The organism is Flavobacterium dankookense (assembly GCF_004362665.1).
In the GTDB taxonomy this organism is placed as follows: domain Bacteria; phylum Bacteroidota; class Bacteroidia; order Flavobacteriales; family Flavobacteriaceae; genus Flavobacterium; species Flavobacterium dankookense.
Map to the genome: position 1 here is coordinate 223,046 of NZ_SNXR01000014.1, position 21,392 is coordinate 244,437.

The 21,392-nt window shown below is 32.2% G+C and carries 20 protein-coding genes; 10 read left to right on the top strand and 10 right to left on the bottom strand.

Translation table 11 applies throughout. From position 1 onward, the window contains the following. Nucleotides 1–43: 43 nt before the first annotated feature. Genes BC748_RS09430 through BC748_RS09445 form a run of 4 tightly spaced genes read right to left on the bottom strand, consistent with a single transcriptional unit; the run spans nt 44 to nt 3,254 of the window. On the bottom strand, nt 44–829 hold the full coding sequence (locus tag BC748_RS09430) for a head GIN domain-containing protein (RefSeq protein WP_133533240.1): 786 nt from the start codon (nt 827–829) through the stop codon (nt 44–46). A gap of 24 nt (nt 830–853) precedes the next feature. After that, nucleotides 854–1,555: an ABC transporter ATP-binding protein gene (locus tag BC748_RS09435; protein WP_133533241.1), complete on the bottom strand. Its 702-nt coding sequence runs from the start codon at nt 1,553–1,555 to the stop codon at nt 854–856. A gap of 24 nt (nt 1,556–1,579) precedes the next feature. After that, a complete protein-coding gene (locus BC748_RS09440) occupies nt 1,580–1,993 on the bottom strand; it encodes a hypothetical protein (protein WP_133533242.1) in 414 nt (137 codons plus the stop codon). 1 nt (nt 1,994) lies between these two features. Further along, complete coding sequence (locus BC748_RS09445; RefSeq protein WP_246014031.1) at nt 1,995–3,254, bottom strand: efflux RND transporter periplasmic adaptor subunit; 1,260 nt, start codon at nt 3,252–3,254, stop codon at nt 1,995–1,997. A 230-nt stretch (nt 3,255–3,484) separates the two neighbouring features. Between BC748_RS09445 and BC748_RS09450 the strand changes: the two genes are divergently transcribed. Continuing rightward, complete coding sequence (locus tag BC748_RS09450) at nt 3,485–4,831, top strand: sigma-54-dependent transcriptional regulator (protein ID WP_133533243.1); 1,347 nt, start codon at nt 3,485–3,487, stop codon at nt 4,829–4,831. A gap of 181 nt (nt 4,832–5,012) precedes the next feature. Continuing rightward, nucleotides 5,013–6,164, top strand: a complete 1,152-nt coding sequence (locus BC748_RS09455; protein ID WP_342772715.1) for a sensor histidine kinase — start codon at nt 5,013–5,015, stop codon at nt 6,162–6,164. Here the strand turns inward: BC748_RS09455 and BC748_RS09460 are convergent, their stop codons facing one another. The 3 genes from BC748_RS09460 to trmB all read right to left on the bottom strand — a co-directional run bounded on the left by BC748_RS09460 (nt 6,165) and on the right by trmB (nt 7,912). Next, entirely contained in the window at nt 6,165–6,509 is a 345-nt protein-coding gene (locus BC748_RS09460) for an MGMT family protein (protein WP_133533245.1), read from the bottom strand. A 1-nt stretch (nt 6,510) separates the two neighbouring features. Beyond that, nucleotides 6,511–7,152, bottom strand: coding sequence for a LysE family translocator (locus BC748_RS09465; protein WP_133533246.1), 642 nt, complete (start codon nt 7,150–7,152; stop codon nt 6,511–6,513). An 85-nt stretch (nt 7,153–7,237) separates the two neighbouring features. After that, the gene (gene trmB, locus BC748_RS09470; RefSeq protein ID WP_133533247.1) at nt 7,238–7,912 is read right to left on the bottom strand and encodes a tRNA (guanosine(46)-N7)-methyltransferase TrmB; all 675 of its coding nucleotides are present in this window, start codon (nt 7,910–7,912) and stop codon (nt 7,238–7,240) included. A gap of 320 nt (nt 7,913–8,232) precedes the next feature. Here trmB and BC748_RS09475 point away from each other — a divergent pair, with 320 nt between their 5' ends. Beyond that, complete coding sequence (locus BC748_RS09475; protein ID WP_133533248.1) at nt 8,233–9,309, top strand: glycosyltransferase; 1,077 nt, start codon at nt 8,233–8,235, stop codon at nt 9,307–9,309. Here BC748_RS09475 and BC748_RS09480 read toward each other — a convergent pair. Then, entirely contained in the window at nt 9,286–10,326 is a 1,041-nt protein-coding gene (locus BC748_RS09480) for a sensor histidine kinase (RefSeq protein ID WP_133533249.1), read from the bottom strand. The two genes, BC748_RS09475 and BC748_RS09480, sit on opposite strands and share 24 nt — an antisense overlap. A 1-nt stretch (nt 10,327) precedes the next feature. Continuing rightward, nucleotides 10,328–11,011, bottom strand: a complete 684-nt coding sequence (locus tag BC748_RS09485) for a response regulator transcription factor (RefSeq protein ID WP_133533250.1) — start codon at nt 11,009–11,011, stop codon at nt 10,328–10,330. 193 nt (nt 11,012–11,204) lie between these two features. On the opposite strand from BC748_RS09485, the gene BC748_RS09490 reads away from it, so the two are divergent. The 7 genes from BC748_RS09490 (at nt 11,205) to BC748_RS09520 (ending at nt 20,032) form a co-directional block, all read left to right on the top strand. Continuing rightward, nucleotides 11,205–13,991: a TonB-dependent receptor gene (locus tag BC748_RS09490; RefSeq protein ID WP_133533251.1), complete on the top strand. Its 2,787-nt coding sequence runs from the start codon at nt 11,205–11,207 to the stop codon at nt 13,989–13,991. Nucleotides 13,992–14,164: 173 nt separating this feature from the next. Then, nucleotides 14,165–15,289: a hypothetical protein gene (locus BC748_RS09495; RefSeq protein WP_133533252.1), complete on the top strand. Its 1,125-nt coding sequence runs from the start codon at nt 14,165–14,167 to the stop codon at nt 15,287–15,289. A 107-nt stretch (nt 15,290–15,396) separates the two neighbouring features. Continuing rightward, nucleotides 15,397–15,711, top strand: coding sequence for a T9SS type A sorting domain-containing protein (locus BC748_RS09500; protein ID WP_133533253.1), 315 nt, complete (start codon nt 15,397–15,399; stop codon nt 15,709–15,711). Nucleotides 15,712–15,814: 103 nt separating this feature from the next. Continuing rightward, the gene (locus BC748_RS09505; protein WP_133533254.1) at nt 15,815–17,521 is read left to right on the top strand and encodes a T9SS type A sorting domain-containing protein; all 1,707 of its coding nucleotides are present in this window, start codon (nt 15,815–15,817) and stop codon (nt 17,519–17,521) included. 75 nt (nt 17,522–17,596) lie between these two features. Continuing rightward, nucleotides 17,597–18,577: a LuxE/PaaK family acyltransferase gene (locus tag BC748_RS09510; protein ID WP_133533255.1), complete on the top strand. Its 981-nt coding sequence runs from the start codon at nt 17,597–17,599 to the stop codon at nt 18,575–18,577. A 104-nt stretch (nt 18,578–18,681) separates the two neighbouring features. Beyond that, the gene (locus BC748_RS09515; protein ID WP_133533256.1) at nt 18,682–19,356 is read left to right on the top strand and encodes a hypothetical protein; all 675 of its coding nucleotides are present in this window, start codon (nt 18,682–18,684) and stop codon (nt 19,354–19,356) included. A 4-nt stretch (nt 19,357–19,360) separates the two neighbouring features. Continuing rightward, the gene (locus BC748_RS09520; protein ID WP_133533257.1) at nt 19,361–20,032 is read left to right on the top strand and encodes a hypothetical protein; all 672 of its coding nucleotides are present in this window, start codon (nt 19,361–19,363) and stop codon (nt 20,030–20,032) included. 29 nt (nt 20,033–20,061) lie between these two features. Here BC748_RS09520 and tyrS read toward each other — a convergent pair whose 3' ends face one another. Beyond that, entirely contained in the window at nt 20,062–21,354 is a 1,293-nt protein-coding gene (gene tyrS, locus BC748_RS09525; RefSeq protein WP_133533258.1) for a tyrosine--tRNA ligase, read from the bottom strand. Nucleotides 21,355–21,392 lie beyond the last annotated feature (38 nt).

Consider the following 21,392-nt stretch of genomic DNA (forward strand, 5'->3'; position numbering starts at 1 on the left):
TTCGTTTTTTAATGATGATTTTGATGATGATTGCTTTTGATAATTATCTCCTATTCACCGAACCGGATGAACTTTTATCAGCATTCACTTGCGAAGGATTTCCATAATAATTAACATCAGCACTCGATGACGCTGCAGCTTCTAACGATTTTGTAACGGTTAGTGTAACATCGGCAGAACTGCTGGCTTTTACTGTTGCGTTTTCCACTGATAAACCTCTCAAATTACAATCGCCCGAACTACTGGCTTTTACTTCAAGCGAAGTAGCTTTTCCGTCTAAAGAAACATCGCCCGAACTACTTGCTTCTACATATATCGTTTTGGCATTGATATTTCCTTTGACATCGCCACTTGAAGAAACATCGGCTTTAAAATCAGTACAATCAAAACTTCCTGAAACACTTCCAGATGAACTTGCTGCAACTTCTAATCTTTCCGTTGTATTCAAATTTTGAATTTTGATACTTGCCGAAGAACTGGCTTTGATTTCAGATAATGATTTTCCGGTTACATATACTTTTATAACATTAAAACTAACGCCATCAATGGTTCTGTTGTTCCATTTTTTTGATTTAGGTTTTTTGCCATTTTCAGTATCAACAAAAATTTTCAAGGTTTGGCCTTCAACTTCGGTTTTAATCATTTGCAATCTTTCGTTGTCATCCGTTTCAACTTTTAAACTATTTGAATTGGAAACCGTATAAAAAACTTCAATTCCTTGTGAAGCTTTCAATTTTGAAAAATCGCTTACATTTCTGTTTTCAGATACTTGTGCTGTTGCCACTAAACTTACTATAAATGAGGCAATTGTTACAATTAATTTGGTCATGATTTTATGTTTTTAAATTATTTTTTAAGATACAAAAACATCTACGTTTCTGCTATTAGTTTTTTCTGAAAGAACCATTCCGTCTTTCATTATAATCGTTCTTTGCGAAAAAGACGCATCATAATCGGAATGCGTTACCATTAAAATAGTGGAACCATTAGCATGTAAATCCGTCAATAATTCCATGACTTCGTTTCCGTTTTTACTATCTAAATTTCCTGTTGGTTCATCGGCTAAAATGATTTTTGGATCGTTAATCAACGCTCTAGCCACAGCAACTCTTTGCTGTTGTCCGCCCGAAAGTTGTTGCGGATAATGCTTCAATCGATGCGAAATCCCTAATCTTTCGGCAATTGCTTCAACTTTTTTCTTTCGTTCCGATGATGAAACATTGTTATAAATCAATGGCAATTCGATATTATCAAAAACTGAAAGTTCGTCTATCAGGTTAAAATTTTGGAAGATGAAACCAATATTTTGTTTTCTAATTTTTGATTTTTCCTGTTCTTTCATGCCAATCATTTCTTGATTTAATAATTGGTAACTTCCACTTGTTGCACCATCTAAAAGTCCAACGATGTTTAGAAGTGTCGATTTCCCACTTCCTGATGCGCCCATTATGGTGACAAATTCCCCTTGATTGATTGTGATTGAAACTTCGCTAAGTGCTTTTGTCTCTACTTCTTCGGTTCTGAAGACTTTTGAAATTTTTTCGATTTTTATCATGACTGTTCGTTTTTTGATTGACTTTTATTTTTTTCTTATTTTCCAAGTAACTTCATAATTTCCATTGGCATTTGCTCCTGTAAAAAGCAGTTTGTATTTTTTACCTTTTTCAAGGATAACGTCTTTCAACAATTCACATTCTTTTGTTGCACTACAATAAAAATACTGATTTTCTTTTTCATCGATTAATTTGAATTCAAGTCTTCCAGCTTTTATTTCAGAAAAAGCGTGAAAACTAACTTCAACCGTTTCATCAACTTCCAACAAAGCATAACACGAACCTGTATAGGATTTGAATTTGGCGTTAGTAAAATTTTCTCCATTGGCGTTTGCCCAACTTTTGTCTTTAATTCCATCAACAAAATGAGTTCCACTTGATTTGATGGTTTGTGCATTTAAACTAATTACACATAATAATAAAAATACGATACTTTTCATTTTATTCTAAATTTAATATTTCTGCTTCTTGATAATCTTTATAACTTGATGTTACCACTTGTTCGCTAGGTTTTAATCCGCTGATGATTTCGAAATATAGCGGATTTTCTCTACCTATTTCAATGTTTCTTCTTTCTGCTTTGTTTCCGTTTACCACAAAAATCCATTTTCCCGAAGTATCTTGATTAAAACTTCCTTTGGAAAGCACAACCGATTTTGTTTTTTCAGATAAAGTCAAACGAACGGCAAAACTCAATCCTTGTTGTAAATCTAAATTTTCATTGGACACAAAATTCAATTCCACTTGAAATCGTCCACTTTTAATCTCAGGAATGACTTTGGCAATGAGTAATTCTACTTGTTTTCCGTTGAAGTCAACTGCTCCTTTTTGACCTTGTTTTACTTTTGACAAATAAAATTCATCCACATCTGCCAATAATTTATAACCTTTCATCACATCAATTTTTCCTAACGTTTGTCCTTGTTGGTAGCTTTGTCCCAAAACTGGTTCAAACGATGACAATCTTCCTGAAAGTGGTGCAACAATTAGGAAATTCTTTTTGTTGGTTCTCAAAATCCCTAAGCTTTTCTCCATAATTCCGATGGATTGATTCAGTTGCCCGATTTGAATTTGATTGGCTTGTTTTTCTTTGGTTACACTTTGTTTGATAATATTCATTCGCTCTTTTTGAAAACGAAAATTCTCTTGTGTTTTTTCCCATTCGTTTTTAGCCAAAATTTCCTGATCGAAAAGTTTTTTGTTCAAATCATATAAATTTTTAGCATCCAAAAAATCGTGTTCGATTGAAACCAAATCTTTTGCCAAATTCAACTCTTGATTTCTTAAATCCAATTTGGCTTTATTCAGATTATTAATTTGTTCAATAATGGCGGTTTCTTGTTGCATGTAATTCAATTCCGTATTTGGATTGTATAATCGTGCCAACGGTTGACCTTGCACAACCATATCGCCATTGCTAACAAAAATTTCTTGAACTGATCCACCTTCAACAATATTCACTAACATCGAATTCATTGGCTCAACTCGTGCTTGAAATACCATAAAATCTTCAAAATAGTCTTCTTCCACCGATTTAATTGTAATCTCGGATTTTTTCACATTGAAAGTTCTCTTTTTGGTAATCATTGAAAAAGCGCCATATCCCAAAACTATAATGGCGAAAATTGCTATTGCCAGATATTTTTTTTTGTTACTTTTACGATTGATGACTGTGTCCATTTTAAATTCTTTGGTATGCATAAATACAATTTTGTGCCAAAGTTTTAAAAAACACAATAATTTGATTTTAAACAAATTACAAGCCGATTAATTTTCAATAGTGTTCATTATCGAACACCATTTGTGCGAAACCGAACACTTTGAAAAAACAGTAATTATAAAAAAATATAAACCATTAAGAAATTAAGGTTCATTTAGAGAATTACAAAGCTTAATTTTCTTAACATCTTAATGGTTTAAACATAAAATAGATGAAAAAAACCAATGCCAACATTTTAGTTATTGACGATCAAGAAGATATTCTTTTTGCCGCAAAAATGCTTTTGAAGAAACATTTCGAAACCATTTTTACGCTCAATAATCCAAAGAATGTTATCCAATTATTAGCCGAAAATGATATTGATGTTGTGCTTTTGGACATGAACTATCGCATTGGTTTTGAAGATGGACGCGAAGGTTTGTATTTTTTGAAAGAAATAAAAACGCTTTCGCCAAAAACGATTGTGATATTAATGACAGCTTTTGGAAAAGTTGAAACTGCCGTTGAAGGTTTGAAAAATGGCGCTTTCGATTATGTATTGAAGCCTTGGGAAAACGAAAAACTACTTGAAACAGTAAAACAAGCCGTTGACGAAAGTAGAAAAGCCAGCAAAAAAGCCGAAAAAGAAACTCCAGCAGAAAATTATTTTATAGGCGAATCAAAAACGATACAAAAAGCCTACTCTTTGGGAGAAAAAGTAGCCAAAACCGATGCTAATGTATTGATTTTAGGCGAAAACGGTACTGGGAAATTTGTTATGGCACATTATATTCATCAGAATTCCGACCGAAAAAATAATGCTTTTGTTCATGTTGATTTGGGTTCGTTGAATGATAACATTTTTGAAAGCGAACTTTTTGGTTATGCCAAAGGTGCTTTTACCGATGCCAAAACAGATACCGCTGGACGATTTGAAAACGCACAAAACGGCACTATTTTTTTAGACGAAATTGGAAACGTTCCGTTGCATTTACAATCCAAATTATTACAAGTTATTCAAAACAAAACCGTTACACGCTTAGGCGAATCAAAAGCGCGACCATTGGACGTTAGAATCATTACGGCAACCAATTTGAATTTGAAAGAAGAAGTCAACCAAAAGTATTTCCGTGAAGATTTGTATTATCGCATCAACACTATGGAAATCACATTACCTTCGTTGAAAGAACGTAAAGAAGATAAAATTCCGATGGCACAATTTTTATTAGAAAAAATGATTTCAAAATATGATCGAAGCGAAATTATTTTCAGCGAAAAAGCTTTGGAACAAATAGAAAAACATGCTTGGAATGGGAACATCCGAGAAATGGAAAACCGTATTGAGCGAGCTGTAATTTTATGTGAAAACAACACTATTTCGGCTTCCGATTTGGATTTAGAACAAATTACTACTTTTGAAAACCGTGATGATATTCCGCTTTCGGATAGAGAAAAAATGACGATTGAAAAAGTATTGGCTAAACACGATTACAACATCAGTAAATCAGCAGAAGAACTCGGTTTGTCTCGCGCGGCTTTATATCGAAGAATGGAAAAATACAACATTAGTAATTCGTAAAGTGTTCAAAAATCAACAACTATATCATCAACTTTTTTTTCGGTTGATACTGGTTTTAATCAGTATTGGTTTGAGTATGTTTTTGTTTTCAAAAGACTTGCTTTATACAGGATTTTTTGTGGTGTTTGTTTCTTTTTTACTGCTAACTGAAATCTATTTTTTTATCAAAAATGCTTTTTTGATGTATGACCGAACGATTGCTTCGATTTTGCAAAATGATTTTTCTGCCGATTTTTCCAAACATAAATCCTATGAAAATTATAGCAGCTTATTCCAATTGTATGAAAGGCTAAAAAACAAACAACACGAAGAACTTTCAAAAGACATTATTTATCGTTCGATTTTAAACAATATTGAAACCGGAATTATCATCTTGCAAAAGGAAAATGACGATTGGAATATTTTTTTGATGAATGATTATTTTTCCAAGCATTTTACTGTTCCAAAAGTATCCAAATGGCATTATCTAAAAAATCAATTGCCATCACTTTGCAACATTATTGAAGAGCAACATTTTCAGGAAATGAAAACATCGTTGCAAATTAGAGTGAACAAACAAGATACGCAAACCTTTGTTATTCAAACCTCAGCAACTCGAACATTCAATCAGGAATACTACATTATTTTACTCGATAGCATTCAAAAAGTGGTTGAGAAAAAAGAAAAAGAAGCTTGGATTAATTTGATGAAAGTGATTTCGCATGAGCTTTTAAATTCGCTTACACCAATTCGTTCGCTGTCGCAAAATTTAAGTGAATTGGTCCAACAAGAAACACTTTCAACTGAAGATTTGGAAGACATCAAACAAAGTGTTGCTACGATGCACAACCGAAGTAATCATTTGCAGGAATTTGTAGAAAGCTACCGAAAACTAGCGATGTTACCTTCGCCAAAAAAAGAAAAAACAGAACTTTCGGAACTGCTGGAAAGTTGTTTGAAGATCATGCAACCGTTATTCAAAAAAGAACAAATAACCGTTGAGAATTTGGTTGATTTTAATCGTTGGGTTTTGGTCGATAAAAACCAAATGGAACAGGTTATCATTAATTTGCTAACGAATAGTATGTTTGCTTTAGCCGAGAAAGAAGTCAAAGAAATCACGATCTCTGCCGAAGTGAAAGAAAAACGAATTTACTTAATCATTACCGATACAGGAACTGGAATTGACAGTGAAATTGAAGATAAAATTTTCCTTCCTTTTTTTACCACGAGAAAAGATGGTGCTGGAATTGGACTTACGTTATCGAAAAATATTATCGAAGCTCACGGTGGATATTTGGCATTTGAAAATGGAGAAAATCAAACGAAGTTTACGGTTTGTTTGTTGGAATAATTATTCTTCCAGCACAGGCAACCAAAAATGCTTTTCAAAATCTACAATTTGATTGTCAACTATTTCAATTCCTTCATTTTCCAACAATTGTTGCATTAAATTGGTTCCTTCAAAATGATGTTTTCCAGAAAGTAATCCTTTTCTATTGACGACACGATGCGCTGGAACATCTTCTATATTATGACTTGCATTCATTGCCCAACCAACCATTCTTGCCGAACGAGCAGTTCCTAAAGCTTTTGCAATTGCACCGTATGACGTAACTTTTCCTTCAGGAATTTGACGGACAATTTCATAAACGCGTTCAAAAAAATTATCATTTGATAGTGTCTTTTTTTGAGCCATACTATTGATAATAATAATTCAGAATATTAATTAATGTCAAAATCGCCACCAAACCTGTAATTATTCCGATGATAGTATTCATGTTTCGAACAAAATAATCGGTTTTGGCTTTAAGTTTTTCAAAGAAAACAACGTAGCAATAAAAACATGAAAAAGAACCTATTACAACTCCAAAAACAAAACTATAAATGGACATTGATTGAAAAACAAAAAGTTGATACGATGCTAATGTAATAGTAACCAAAACATAATATGGTATGGGGAAAAAATTGATGGCAGAAATCAACATTCCCATAAAAAAACGACTTCGTTTGCTTTTTAATTGAATATTTTTTTTGTCTAGTTGAGGCTTAGTTTTCTTGGCAAAAAACAAAAAATAAATAGAAATTATGGTGAAAATAGCCAAGCCAATTTCGCGAAGTAACACTACAACATCTTCATTTTTATTGATATACTGAGCAAATATTACAGAAATATATGTTTGAATTAAAATGACTAATAAAGCGCCAAGTACAAACACCAAAGCTCTTCTTCTTCCATCAGTTACGCTGACTTTTGCTGCTGTCATATTGATTAATCCTGGCGGAAAAATGCCAATAATCGCAGCTACAAATCCCGATAAGAATGGAAGTATAACACTCATTGTATAATGTAAAATGTATATTGTACATTGAAAAACCGAATAATTACATTATACAATTTTACAGTTTACATTATACAGATAAAAACTATTTAATCTTAAAACGAATATACGTAATTGCTTTGTTAATTTCCAAATATTGATTTTCGTAAAACGTTTGAATTTCAGTTACTTCTTTTGGCGAACCTTCATTTTTATACACATTATGATTGGCATATAATACTTCATGTCCTTCACCGTGAAGTAAACCAAGTGTGTAACCGTGCATAAACTCGCTATCGGTTTTTAGATTGACAACACCAGATGGTTTTAGAATTTTTTTATACAATTGTAAAAATTCCGAATTAGTCATTCTGTGCTTAGTTCTTTTGTACTTTATTTGTGGATCGGGAAAAGTTATCCAAATTTCGTCGACTTCGTTTTGAGCAAAAATATGTTCAATTAGTTCAATTTGCGTTCTAACAAAAGCTACATTATTCATTCCCGTTTCGGCAGCGGTTTTTGCTCCTCGCCAAAATCGAGCGCCTTTAATATCTATTCCAACAAAATTTTTATCAGGAAAACGCTCGGCTAATCCAACGGAATATTCACCTTTACCACAGCCTAATTCGATAATAATTGGATTGTCATTTTTAAAAAAACTACTATTCCATTTTCCTTTCAATGGAAATTCACCACTAACTACTTGTTCTCTTGTTGGTTGAAAAACATTTTCGAAAGTTTCGTTTTCCTTAAATCGTTTTAATTTATTCTTACTTCCCACAAACTTAATTTTTTGGTAAAAATAAGGAAATATAAAGTAACCTAAACTGTTTTATCTTTACATTTGATAAAGAACGAATCAATAGTTTGTTTCAATAATTGTAATTCCTGCTTTCCGCTTCAATTCCCGAAAAAAATCGGGAGATTTTCGCTGCAATCAGGGTTAGAATTGGAAACCATTTGATTTCTTGTAAACGAATAGAAACCTAAATAGCCGCGATTGAAGTGGAAATCCTGTCATTGTTCTGCAATTGTTAATGAGATTGCTTCTTTCCTCACAATGACAGATTGAAACGGAAAGCGGGAAAACGGATAGCAAAAATGCCCGAATCATTCGCTCAAAATAAAAAAAATATTCTTGTCGCTCCTTTAAATTGGGGTTTAGGTCATGCAACTCGTTGTATTCCAATAATTAGAGAATTGCAAAAAAACGGATTTACACCAATAATTGCATCCGATGGAAGTGCTTTGGCATTGTTAAAAAAAGAATTTCCCAATTTGATTCATTTAGAATTGCCTTCTTATCATATTGAATATGCTAAAAAAGCTGAAAATTTTAAATGGAAATTGATTAAAAACAGTCCAAAAACTATAAATGCAATTTTGGAAGAGAAGAAAATTATAAAAAAATGGATGAAGGAATATGATTTGTATGGAATTATTTCCGACAATCGATTGGGCGTTTACAATAAAAAAATTCCAAGTGTTATCATTACGCATCAACTGACTGTTTTATCGGGGAAAACAACTTGGATTTCAAGTAAATTACATCAACATTTTATTGGTAATTTTAATGAATGTTGGGTTCCAGATTTTGACAAAACAACTAATTTCACTGGGAAACTTGGTCATTTGAAATCTACTTCTCTCAATCTAAAATACATCGGAATACTTAGTCGTTTGGAACAAAAAGAACTTCCAAAAAAATATGATTTAATGGTCTTGCTTTCTGGTCCTGAACCTCAGCGCACTTTGCTAGAAGAACAACTAAAAATTCAAGTTCAAAATTATAACGGTAACGTAGTATTCATAAATGGAAAAATTGAAGAAAATCAAAAAATAGAAATTGTAAACAATGTGACTTTTTACAATTTTATGACTTCTGGAGAATTGGAAATTGCTTTTAACGAAAGTTCAACTATCTTATGCCGATCTGGTTATACAACTATAATGGATTTGGTAAAATTGGACAAAAAAGCTTTTTTTATTCCAACTCCTGGACAATTTGAGCAAGAATATTTAGCCAAAAGATTAAAAAGACACGGCATGATTCCTTATTCAAAACAAGAAGATTTTAAGATTGAAAAATTAGAAGAAATCCAACTATATAGTGGTTTTCCAAAAGTTAAAGAACAAATAAACTGGAAACAATTATTAGTGCTTTTCGAGCGTGAATGAGAATTCTGAACCTTTTCCGAATTCGCTTTCTACATAAATTTTTTCGCCGTGAGCTTCAATAATATGCTTTACTATTGAAAGTCCAAGTCCAGAACCACCTTCACTTCTTGCTCCACTTTTATCCACTCTAAAAAACCGTTCAAAAAGTCTTGGAATGTATTGTTTTTCAATTCCTTCGCCATTATCTCGAATACGAATAATCAATTTGCTGTCGACTAAATCCTCTATAGTTACTTCGGTTGTTCCATTTTCTTTTCCGTATTTAATGGAATTCATAACAAGATTAGTTACTACCTGCTGTATTTTTTCTTTGTCGGCAAAAACTTTTATGGCTTTGTTGTATTTTACATCAAACATAAGAATGATGTTTTTTTTATCGGCACTCATTTCGAGCATATCGAAAACATTTTGAACCAATTCAACTATATCAAAACGAGATAGTTCTAAATTGACATCGCCCATTTCAAGTTTAGCAATCATGTCTAAATCTTCTACGATATAAATGAGCCGTTCGACACCTTTTTCTGCTCTTTCTAAATATTTTTTTCTAACTTTTTTATCGTCTAAAGCACCATCGAGCAAAGTAGAAAGATAGCCTTGAACTGTAAAAAGTGGTGTTTTTAATTCGTGAGAAACATTTCCCATAAATTCTCTACGGTATTCTTCACGAACTTTTAAGGTTTCGATTTCAAGTTTTTTATCTGTAGCAAACTTCTTAACTTGTTTTGTCAAGGTTGCCATATCGGTAGTTATCGGTTGGTTTCTAAACGAAGTCGACTCGAGAAGCGAAACATCATCATAGATCTTTTTTACTCTTCTGTATATGAAACGTTCTACTCGATATTGAATAACGAAGAATGAAAATGTTGCGATTGAAACAGCAAAAACCAAACAAATTGAAGCAGAAAATTTATTAAAAAACCACAATAATAATCCAAGAAAACCTGCTGAAAAAATAGTAATATAAACGGATGAAACTAATGCAAACCGATATGTTTTCTTAAATTTTATTGCCATTTTATCCTTCTAGTTTGTAGCCAACACCTTTGATGGTTTTGAATAATTCTTCGTCTATTTTTTCGCGCAATTTACGAATATGTACATCAATTGTTCTACCACCAACGATAACTTCATTACCCCAAACTTTATCTAAAATTTCTTCACGCTTGAATACTTTTCCTGGTTTTGAAGCTAATAAATAGAAAAGTTCAAATTCTTTTCGAGGCAAAATGATTTCTCTTCCGTCTTTTACAATTTTGTATTCTTCGCGATTGATTTCTATTCCAGCTACGTTTAAAGTTTCAGAAGATTTTTCTTCACTTTTTAGTCTTCTTAACAATGCTTTTACTTTACTAACCAATAATTTTGGTTTGATTGGCTTTGTAATATAATCATCTGCGCCAGCGTCAAAACCTGCTACTTGCGAATAATCTTCACTTCGCGCAGTTAAAAAAGTGATGATAACATTACTAAGTTCTGGAAGTTTTCTAATGTTTTCACAAGCTTCCATTCCGTCCATTTCGGGCATCATGACATCCATAATAATAAGTTGTGGCAAGTGCTTTTTTGCCTTAGCCACAGCTTCTTTACCGTCTGAAGCAGTAATTATTTGGTATCCTTCTTGCTCAAGATTATAGCCAACAATTTCGAGTATATCTTGCTCATCATCGACTAATAAAATTGTAATGTCTTTTTTTTTCATGGGTTGAACCTCTTTTAGAAATAGATACGCAAAAGTAAATATAATACAAAATCTTAAGTAAATGAAATGCTGAGTTAACCATAATTTAATATCATAACAATTTGGTAATCTTTTGGCAACAAAAAACTAATAAGTGAGTAACGTGGTCTTTACATTGGAGTAGTTCCTTTGCGCCAAAATAAAACACAACAAAATGAGACTTAAACTAATTGTTATCACTTTATTATTTACTTTAGTTGGTTTAGCACAAACAAAAGGAACCATCAAAGGTGTTATTACCGATAAAGATTTGAACAACGAACCATTACCTTTTGCAAATGTAGTTGTTAAAGGTCAAAATATAGCTGTCAATACCGATGAAAACGGAGGTTACAGTATTGCTATTGTTCCTGGAGAATATATTTTAGAATTCAGTTTTTTAGGTTATGAAAACGCTACCGAAAAAGTAATTGTAAAAGAAAACGAAACCATTATTGTAAATAAATCAATTGGTTCTGGAAGTTACACGCTTCAAGATGTTGTGATACAAAACAATACTAGTCGCGAGAAAGAAACAGCTCTTTTATTAGAACAGAAAAATGCTGTAGAAATTAAACAAAGTATTGGAGCACAAGAAATGTCGAGAAAAGGAGTTTCTACTGTTGAACAAGGTGTTTCAAAGATTTCTGGAGTTTCTAAAGTTGAAGACCGTGGAATTTTTATCCGTGGATTAGACGATAGATATAACTACATGCAAATAAACGGTTTAAACTTTATTCCTTCTGATCCAAATTTAAAAACAATTCCTTTAAGTTTTATACCAACGGATATTGTTAGAAACATAGATGTATTTAAAACATTTAATACTGGTTTGTATCAAGATTTTGCTGGTGCATCAATAAATATTTGGACAAAAGATATTAGTTCAAAACCATTTACAAAAGTTAGTTTATCAACGGGATTCAACTCATTAGCAAGTTTCAAAGATTTTAAAACCTCAGATGAAGGAAGTGGTAATTTCTTTGGATACACTGGTGAGAAAAGAAACTTGCCTAATGTTTATGGAGAAAATGTCGCTTTAGGTTATCAAGCAAGTCCAAGCGAGTCAAAAGATTTATTTAATGCCTCTTGGACACCTGACAGAACTACAGCTCCATTAAGTTTTGGAACTAGTATTACCAATTCAGATTCTTTCGACTTAGAAAATGATAGAAAAATCGGTTATATTTTTAATATAAATTTTAATAATAATTACCAAAACCAAAGTGGTGTAAGAAGAAATATTAATTCAGAAGGAACAGCTTTTAAAGATTTTGATTTAAACAGATGGAATTACACAACACAAAAATCTGCTTTAGCAAGTATTAATTTGAAAAAATCAAATAAATATAATTTCTTATTCAATTTAATTTACATTCAAAATTCCGAAAATGAAATCCGTGAATTTGCAGGAGAGAATACTGATTTTATTACAATTGACAAACCATTTTTCTTAAGAGACACAAAATATTTAGAAAATTCTTCTATAGGATTTCAACAAATAGGAACTATTTATTTTAAAGATAAAAAACACACACTAGAGTATGGTATTGCAGCTACTTTAGGTAAAAATAATATGCCAGACCGTAAAATTCTCATCACAGAAGGGGTTGAAGACGATGCCAACTTTGTAACATTTAATGGCGTTAACCCATTCCGATTTTACTCAATTTTAGATAATGTAAACGCTAATGGAAAAGTTGAGTATGAAATAAAGTTTGGAGAAGAAACTGATGGAAAATATAAAAATGTAGTTCGATTTGGATATGCTGGTGATATGACTACATTTAATTTCTTCAACAGAACAATTCGATTAAATGCAAATCCAAGTTTAACAGAAACAGCATTAAACACTAACTTCCCACAAGTGTTTTTTGATACTAATTTTGATGCTGGTCATTTATTTTACGCAAGCACTCCAGATCCTACTTATAAAGTAGATATTAATCAATTTACAAATGCAGGATTTATCAATTTTGCAAAGAATTGGTCAAAATTAACATTAGATTTCGGTGTTAGAATAGAATATATGTTCAGAGAAACTAAATATAGAGAGGAAACAAGTTCAGTTAACTCACCATTTAAAACAAAAACGTATGATCCAATTGATTTTAGTCCAGTTTTAAATGCTAAGTATTTAGTAAACGACAAAACAAATCTTCGTTTCACAGCTTCTAAAACATCTACAAAACCAAGAGTTCGTGAAATATTACCTTTTAGATACCAAGATGGTGATGGAAACTTTACACTTGGAAATCCTGATATTAAAAACACACAAAATTATAATGCTGATTTCAAGATAGAATATTTCCCAAAAAACAATGCTACTTTTTCAGCTACAGTTTTTGGTAAATACATACAAGATCCAATATCTAGATTAGTAGAAGGAACTTCAACAGGTTTCCTAGAAAATTATGCAAACTTTGACGAAGCTACTTTATATGGATTAGAATTAGAAACAACTTTTAGTTTTGATTTACTTTTTCCAGATAATATAATTGCAGAAAAAACAACTTTAGGATTAAACACCATCTTAATGAAATCAAACGAAAAAGCAGACGCATCAAAATTCCCTCAGTTAACTTCAACTTCAAGATCGTTGCAAGGTGCATCAGATTTCATTATCAATGCGGACCTTTCTTATGATGTTGTTAAAACTGAAAAAACGGAATCCAGAGCAACATTGATTTTTAACACATTTAGTGATAGAATTTATGGTGTAGGAAACTCTGGTGCCGCTGATTTTATTGAACAACCAATTGATAGACTTGACTTTACTTGGAGAAATACATTTAATAAAAATTATCAAGTAAACTTAACATTGAGAAACCTTCTTGATAGTGAAATTATTGTAACACAAGATGCTACAAGAGCTTTAGCTTTTCCAGATCAATACAGCAACATCAGTAGACAATTAAATCAAGGGATTTCTGTTGGGCTAGAATTCTCATATACATTCTAAAATATTTTATTTAGCTGATTATTAAAACGAGAGAGCATTTGTTCTCTCGTTTTTTATTTGATAACATTTAATTTACAAATAATTGATTATCCGATAACCGTTAAATAACTTTTGATTAACCTCTTTTGGAAAGTCTAAAATTACTTTTGTCAAAACAATATAACACAAAAAGAATGAAAACAAATTTATTAAAACTAGTTGCATTATTTGCATTAACTTTTGCTATTGGATGTTCATCAGATGATGATAGTGGTACAAATGTTCCAAACCTTGAAGGTTCTGTTTTACAAGGAAACATAACAACTGATTTAAACGTTCCAGCTGGAAGCTATAGCTTGAAGGGAGTTGTAACAGTAAAATCAGGAGCAACTTTAACTATTCAGCCAGGAACAACTTTCACTGTAACTACTGCTGATCAAACTGCTGGAACAAATTATTTACAAATTGAACAAGGAGCAAAAATTATAGCTAATGGTACTTCATCTCAGCCTATTATTTTCACAGCACAGTCACAACAAATTGGAGCTTGGGGTGGAATAATTATGAATGGTAGAGCAAGTATAAACGTAGCTGGTGGTACAGAAATTGCTGAAGCTGGTGGTTTAAGTTATGGTGGTACTAATGATGCTGATAGCTCAGGTTCATTAAAATATGTTAGAGTTGAGTATGCTGGTGCTGCTATTACTGGTGGAACAGCGGAATATAATGCATTCTCTTTCTTTGGATTAGGAACTGGAACAACTTTAGAAAACCTACAAGCTTACAAAGGTGCTGATGATGCATTTGAATTCTTTGGTGGCACAGTAAATGCTACAAATTTAGTTGCATTTGGTTGTGAAGATGACAATATCGACTGGGATAGAGGTTACAGAGGAACTTTAAGCAATATCTGGATTAAGCAACCTTCAAATGGTGATTTTGCGTTCGAATGTTCTAATCTTCCTGTTGAATTTAACCGTACTCCAAGAGCAAATCCAAATGTAAGTAATGTAACAATTGAAGGTTCTGGTAATGCAACAAAAGCAGCATTTAATTTCAAAGAAGGAACAGCTGGAAACATTTCTAATGTAAAAGTTACTAATGTTGGTTATGGAGTTGATTTAAGAAATCAACTAGGACAATTCCAAGATGCTTCATTAAAAATAACTAATGCAAATATTTCTTTCATCACTGCATTAACTAGAAATGGAATCTCTGGTGACACAACAAACATTGACTCAATTGTAACTGTTAATGCAGGTGCAACTGGAGCAAATACTGCACCATTTACAACTGGTACTTGGGTTAAAAATTTATAAGATTTACTTAATTATTTCATAAAAAACGCCTTCCTAATACGAAGGCGTTTTTTTTGGTATAATATTTGAAATATATTTTCTATATTTGTAACAACCAAATTTTTGTCATGGCAAAAAACTACTTTAATATTACTTTACTTTTTTGTTTGTTTTCTTTCTCAGCAATGGCTCAAGAAGGAAAGCCACAACAAAATGATGGCTTAGGTTTCTATCCAAACCCAGTGAGTAATGGTAAAATATACATTACTTCAAAGACAAGTTTGGAAAAAGAAATCATGATTTTTGATGTTCTTGGTAAAAAAGTGCTACAAACCACTACCACAACCAAAGAATTAAACATCAGCTCAATTCCTACAGGAGTTTATATCATCAAAATCAAAGAAGAAGAAACCACAGTAACTAGAAAACTAATTGTCAGATAGTTGATTTCTCATTCTTAATCGTTTTTTAACCTTTTTTTTACGTTTTTTATTTTCACTAAAGTTTTTTTGTGCTTATATTTGTGGGCTAATTAAATTTAAAAAAATGAAAAAAATTTACTCTTTATTATTTTTGGTAATGACATCTGTGACTTTTGCACAGACATTCTATTCTGAAAACATGGGAACTGCAACAGGAACCTTATCCATTGCAACTAATGTTTTCCAAAACTCGACACCAATTGTTTATTCTGGTGATGCTGATACAAGATCATCTGGAGCATCAACTACATACAATGGAGCAAGTGGAGGAAGAAATGTGTTTTTTGCAGCAGTTGGAGGTAGATTTTTCCAAATTGACGGTTTAGACTCTTCTGCCTATTCTTCTGCAGATTTACAATTATCATTTGGATACACTACTACCACTGTAGCTGCTCAAATGGTAGTAGAATATTCAACAGATGGTACAACATGGAATCCACTAACATTCACAAATAACACAACAACTGCTTGGAATTTAGTAACTATAAGTGGCGGTGTTATCCCATCTTCTGCAACACTTTCTTTCAAATTCACAGCTCCAGCAACAGGAAGTGGAATGAGAATAGATGATATTAAATTAAGCAGTGTTTCTGCTTCTTGTACACTTGCTCTTGGAACACCAACAACAGCTTGCAATGCATCAACTCTAGGAACTGACACATACGATATAACAATTCCATATACTGGTGGTGGAAACGCAACGTATGTTATTACTCCAAATTCTGGAACTGTTGGTGGAGACAATCCTTCAACTGTTGCAGCTGGAAATATAGTAATTAGTGGAGTAGCAGAAGGAACAAATTTTTCAGCAACTATTATTGGTGGAACATGTAATCTAAGTACTAATGCAAATTCCCCAGAATGTAAACCAGTAAATACTTTACCATATAGCGAACCATTCCCATATACAGTTGGAGGCTCATTAAATGCTGAGCAAAAATGGACAGCAGTAAATTCTGGTGATAATATTACTATCAATTCAGGAAGCTTAAGTTATACTGGAATTACTTCTACTGGAAATTCAATCACTTTTGGAGGTTCAGGAGCAGAATCAAGAACTCCATTTACAAACACTACAACAGGTACAGTTTATGCTTCTTTTATAGCTACTGTTACAGACTTATCAAATATTACATCTACTGACTTAACTGTTAATACTTATTTTGCTGTTTTTACTGATAATTCTGGAGCTACAACAAATGGTAGAGTTTGGATAAGAAAAAATGGTACTCAATATCAATATGGTTTAGGTACAACTTCAGCACCATCAGATTGGGATACTACATTATATAATGTAAACGATATTCAGTATGTAGTTTTAGGATATGATTTTACAAACAATATTTTAACGTTAACTATCAACCCAACAATTGGCGGAACTTCTTCTCCAACATTGGCTGTTGTTCCTGCTGCTGCATATAGTAGCATTGCTGGTTTAATCTTCAGACAAGATGAAGGAAACAGAACTCCAACAATGATCATTGACGAACTAAGAGTAGATGTAACCCCTAACTTTACTTTAGGAACTTCTCAAAATGAAATCACTGGATTAAAATTATATCCAAACCCAGTTGCTAACGGTAAATTATTCATCGAAACTGCTGCTAATGCAGAAAGAACAGTTACTGTTTTTGATGTGTTAGGAAAACAAGTTTTAAATACTATTTCTTCTGAAAATGAAATCAATGTTAGCGAATTAAACGCTGGTGTTTATGTAGTTAAAATTTCTGAAGAAGGAAAAACGGCTACTAGAAAATTAGTGGTTAGATAATCCCATTTTTGATAACATTAAAAGCTCTAACGAAAGTTAGGGCTTTTTTATTTTCATTACTTTTGCAAAAAAAAATTGATTTCAAGTCAAGACATATTCACGATTTCAAGTCAAAAGCAATTTGAAAAAATAGCTTTAAAGGTTTTTCGTCACCAACACGAAAACAACAAAGTCTATCGTGAGTTTTGTGATTTTCTAAATACCGATGTTCAAAAAGTAAAATCAATAGAGAAAATTCCGTTTTTGCCCATACAGTTTTTTAAAAGTCATGATGTAATTTCTGCAACTGAAGCTATCCAAGAAACTTTCACTAGCAGCGGAACAACCGGAATGATTACTAGCAAACATCTCGTTACTGATGTTTCGCTTTACGAACAAAGCTATCGATTGGCTTTCTCAGAATTCTATGGAAACATTGAAGATTATACCGTTTTGGCTTTGCTTCCATCCTATTTGGAACGCAGCGGTTCGTCCTTGATTTATATGGTTAAAGATTTAATCGAATTGTCCAACAACGAACACAGCGGTTTCTATCTTCACAATTATGATGAATTAATTACCAAACTAATTGAACTCGATTCATCAGGTCAAAACGTAATTTTAATTGGTGTAACCTATGCTTTATTAGATTTAATAGAAAAGCAAAACTTTCAGTTAAAAAACACCATTATCATGGAAACTGGAGGAATGAAAGGCAAACGCAAAGAAATCATCCGAGAAGAATTGCATTCCATTTTAAGTAAAGGTTTTGGCGTTTCCAACATTCATTCTGAATATGGTATGACCGAATTATTATCACAAGCGTATTCATTGGGTAACGGAATTTTTGAATGCCCATCATGGATGCAAATCCTAGTTCGCGACACAGAAGATGCATTAACTTATGTCGATTTCGGAAAAACTGGCGGTATAAACGTCATCGATTTAGCTAATATCAATTCATGCTCGTTTATCGCTACACAAGATTTAGGCAAAAAATACAACAACAATTCCTTTGAAATTTTAGGACGTTTTGACAATTCCGATATTCGAGGTTGCAATTTGATGGTGATATAATAAAATCCATATTTTTACGTTATCTTAGTATTTAATGTAAGTTTATGCGAATTTCTATTTTTTTATTTCTTTGCTCTTTTTCTATTTTCGCCCAAAATCCGAAGTTGGAAGTTAAAATCAATTCTATTGCAACTTTTCCAGTTCACAACTCAGCAACGGAATACCAAATCAATTATCAAATAGAAAATAAAACCGCAAACGAACTTTTGTTTTTTCTTATTCCAAATGCATTAATTGCTAATTCGGCTAGTTCTCTAACGTTATTTCCGGTTTACAAAATGTATCAAAACGGTGTTTTTGAAAACATGGACGGACCATTTTTTGAATATGAAACCGAAGACGATTTAGAATATTCAAAAATAGAAAACAAAGAATCTGAAGAAGCCAAAAATCTCTTGAAAAAAATCCAAATAACTCAAGGCACAATAGCAATGGATAATTATAAAAAATACAAAGAGAATGGTGGTGAAAGTAATGATTTACAATGGATTTATTACAGACTGCGTTTGCTCAACAATATTGTTTTTTTGAAGCCAAACGAAACCAAAACATTCACTATAAAAACACTTTGGGACAAAAACCGATATATTAAAAACGATGATTTAGAGTTTTATCTCGACCAAAATAACACTATCGAAATTGAACTAATTCTCGACCTGAAAACCAATTTATTTCAAGACCAACTCACAAAAGAAGATTTGCAAAAAATCAAAGAAAACCCAAATTTTATTAGCGGACAATTCACTTCCAACAAAATGAAAATTGAATTTAAAGATTAATTCCATGAGGATAAAACTGTTTTTTATATTACTTTATTCCTCATTTTTATTCGGACAAAAACCTGTTGAAATAAGGATTGATAGTTTAACTTCTTATGACGAAACTCAAGAAGAAAGAACATTTACTATAAAATATTCAATTACAAACAAAACAGACAAAACCATTAATTTTATTTTAAACCCTGAAGATTTAATACCAATAAGTGGTGGTTCAATGCGACCAAAACCGTATTATAAAATTTATGAAAATGAAACATCAATCGATATGAACAGTCTTTTTACTAGAAGAAAAGAAACTAGAACTTTTAAAAACGAAGAAGATTTTAAAAAATACCAAGACTCTTTATCTGAAGTTGTAAAAAATAAAACTTTGGAAGAATTAGTTAAAGAAAACAAAGCCAACACTATCAAAAACATCCTAGAAATGAAACCCAACGAAACCCGAGAATATTCAACAACATTCCGTTGGGATAAAAACCGTTATTTCAAAAACGATGTTATGGAATATTACATTGACGAAAAAGAACCACATTTTTTTGAATTGCATATCAATCTGATGAAAGAAGAATTGCTTTCAAAATTCTCTGAAAAAGAAAAAAACGAAATCCTAAAAGACAAAAACTTTATCAAAGGTTGGTTTACTTCCAATAAAGTTGAAATCAATTTTAGAGAATAAAAAAGGAGCAAAATTTGCTCCTTTTTGTATTAAACCACTTTTATCAAGTAATAATTTTTCTTTCCTTTTTGCAACATTACAAACTGATTGTGAATTAAATCAGATGCTGTAATTTTATAATCTGCTGCTATTTTTTCTTTATTTAACGAAATTGAATTCTGTTGCAATTCACGTCTTGCGTCACTATTAGAAGCCAAGAAACCTGTTTTAGCCGAAAGCGCTGCAATCATATCCAAACCTTCGTTCAAATCATCAGTTGAAACCTCAGCTTGTGGAACACCATCAAAAACCTCTAAAAAAGTAGCAACATCCAATTTTTTTAAATCATCCATCGTTGGACTAAAAAAAGCACTCGAAGCAAAAACTGCTTTCTCCAACTCTTCTTTTCCATGAACAAAAGTGGTGATTTCTTCCGCCAAACGCTTTTGTAAAACTCTCAAATGCGGTGCCGTTTGATGTTCAGCAACTAAACTATCAATCGTGTCTTTATCCAAAAACGTAAAAATCTTAATGTATTTCTCTGCATCAACATCAGTTGTATTCAACCAAAATTGGTAGAATTTATACACCGAAGTTTTATCCGCAGTTAACCAAACATTTCCGCCTTCGGATTTTCCAAATTTAGAACCATCCGCTTTAGTTATCAACGGACAAGTCATCGCATACGCTTTTGCTCCTTCGCCGTTCATTCTACGAACCAATTCCGTTCCAGTTGTGATATTTCCCCATTGATCGCTTCCACCCATTTGCAGCAAACAATTATGCGCTTTATACAAATGATGAAAATCATAACCTTGAATTAATTGATAGGTAAACTCCGTGAAACTCATTCCTTCGCCTTCAGCACTTAATCTTTTCTTCACAGAATCCTTTGCCATCATATAGTTTACAGTAATACGTTTTCCCACATCACGTGCAAAGTTGATAAACGAAAAATCCTTCATCCAATCATAGTTATTAACCAAAATCGGAGCATTCGCAGCCGTAGAATTAAAATCCAAAAATCGCGACAAAACCGCTTTAATTCCAGCCACATTTTTATCCAAAGTAGCTTCATCCAGCAAATTTCTTTCATCACTTTTTCCCGATGGATCGCCAATCATTCCCGTTGCGCCACCAACCAAAGCAATAGGTTTATGCCCAAATTTCTCCAAATGAACTAAAAGAATTATCGGAACCAAACTCCCAATATGCAATGAATCGCTCGTTGGATCAAACCCAATATACGTCGTTGTCATTTCCTTTAAAAGTTGTTCTTCCGTTCCAGGCATGATATCATGAACCAAGCCACGCCATTGCAATTCTTCTACTAAATTCTTCATTTTAAATCTATAATTTACGCAAAGATAACAATTCAAAA

Bases quoted from the DNA above. Each gene is read 5' to 3' on its own strand.
- BC748_RS09430 (WP_133533240.1), bottom strand. From the start codon at position 829: ATGACCAAATTAATTGTAACAATTGCCTCATTTATAGTAAGTTTAGTG.
- BC748_RS09435 (WP_133533241.1), bottom strand. From the start codon at position 1,555: ATGATAAAAATCGAAAAAATTTCAAAAGTCTTCAGAACCGAAGAAGTA.
- BC748_RS09440 (WP_133533242.1), bottom strand. From the start codon at position 1,993: ATGAAAAGTATCGTATTTTTATTATTATGTGTAATTAGTTTAAATGCA.
- BC748_RS09445 (WP_246014031.1), bottom strand. From the start codon at position 3,254: ATGCATACCAAAGAATTTAAAATGGACACAGTCATCAATCGTAAAAGT.
- BC748_RS09450 (WP_133533243.1), top strand. From the start codon at position 3,485: ATGAAAAAAACCAATGCCAACATTTTAGTTATTGACGATCAAGAAGAT.
- BC748_RS09455 (WP_342772715.1), top strand. From the start codon at position 5,013: ATGTATGACCGAACGATTGCTTCGATTTTGCAAAATGATTTTTCTGCC.
- BC748_RS09460 (WP_133533245.1), bottom strand. From the start codon at position 6,509: ATGGCTCAAAAAAAGACACTATCAAATGATAATTTTTTTGAACGCGTT.
- BC748_RS09465 (WP_133533246.1), bottom strand. From the start codon at position 7,152: ATGAGTGTTATACTTCCATTCTTATCGGGATTTGTAGCTGCGATTATT.
- BC748_RS09475 (WP_133533248.1), top strand. From the start codon at position 8,233: ATGCCCGAATCATTCGCTCAAAATAAAAAAAATATTCTTGTCGCTCCT.
- BC748_RS09480 (WP_133533249.1), bottom strand. From the start codon at position 10,326: ATGGCAATAAAATTTAAGAAAACATATCGGTTTGCATTAGTTTCATCC.
- BC748_RS09485 (WP_133533250.1), bottom strand. From the start codon at position 11,011: ATGAAAAAAAAAGACATTACAATTTTATTAGTCGATGATGAGCAAGAT.
- BC748_RS09490 (WP_133533251.1), top strand. From the start codon at position 11,205: ATGAGACTTAAACTAATTGTTATCACTTTATTATTTACTTTAGTTGGT.
- BC748_RS09495 (WP_133533252.1), top strand. From the start codon at position 14,165: ATGAAAACAAATTTATTAAAACTAGTTGCATTATTTGCATTAACTTTT.
- BC748_RS09500 (WP_133533253.1), top strand. From the start codon at position 15,397: ATGGCAAAAAACTACTTTAATATTACTTTACTTTTTTGTTTGTTTTCT.
- BC748_RS09505 (WP_133533254.1), top strand. From the start codon at position 15,815: ATGAAAAAAATTTACTCTTTATTATTTTTGGTAATGACATCTGTGACT.
- BC748_RS09520 (WP_133533257.1), top strand. From the start codon at position 19,361: ATGAGGATAAAACTGTTTTTTATATTACTTTATTCCTCATTTTTATTC.
- tyrS (WP_133533258.1), bottom strand. From the start codon at position 21,354: ATGAAGAATTTAGTAGAAGAATTGCAATGGCGTGGCTTGGTTCATGAT.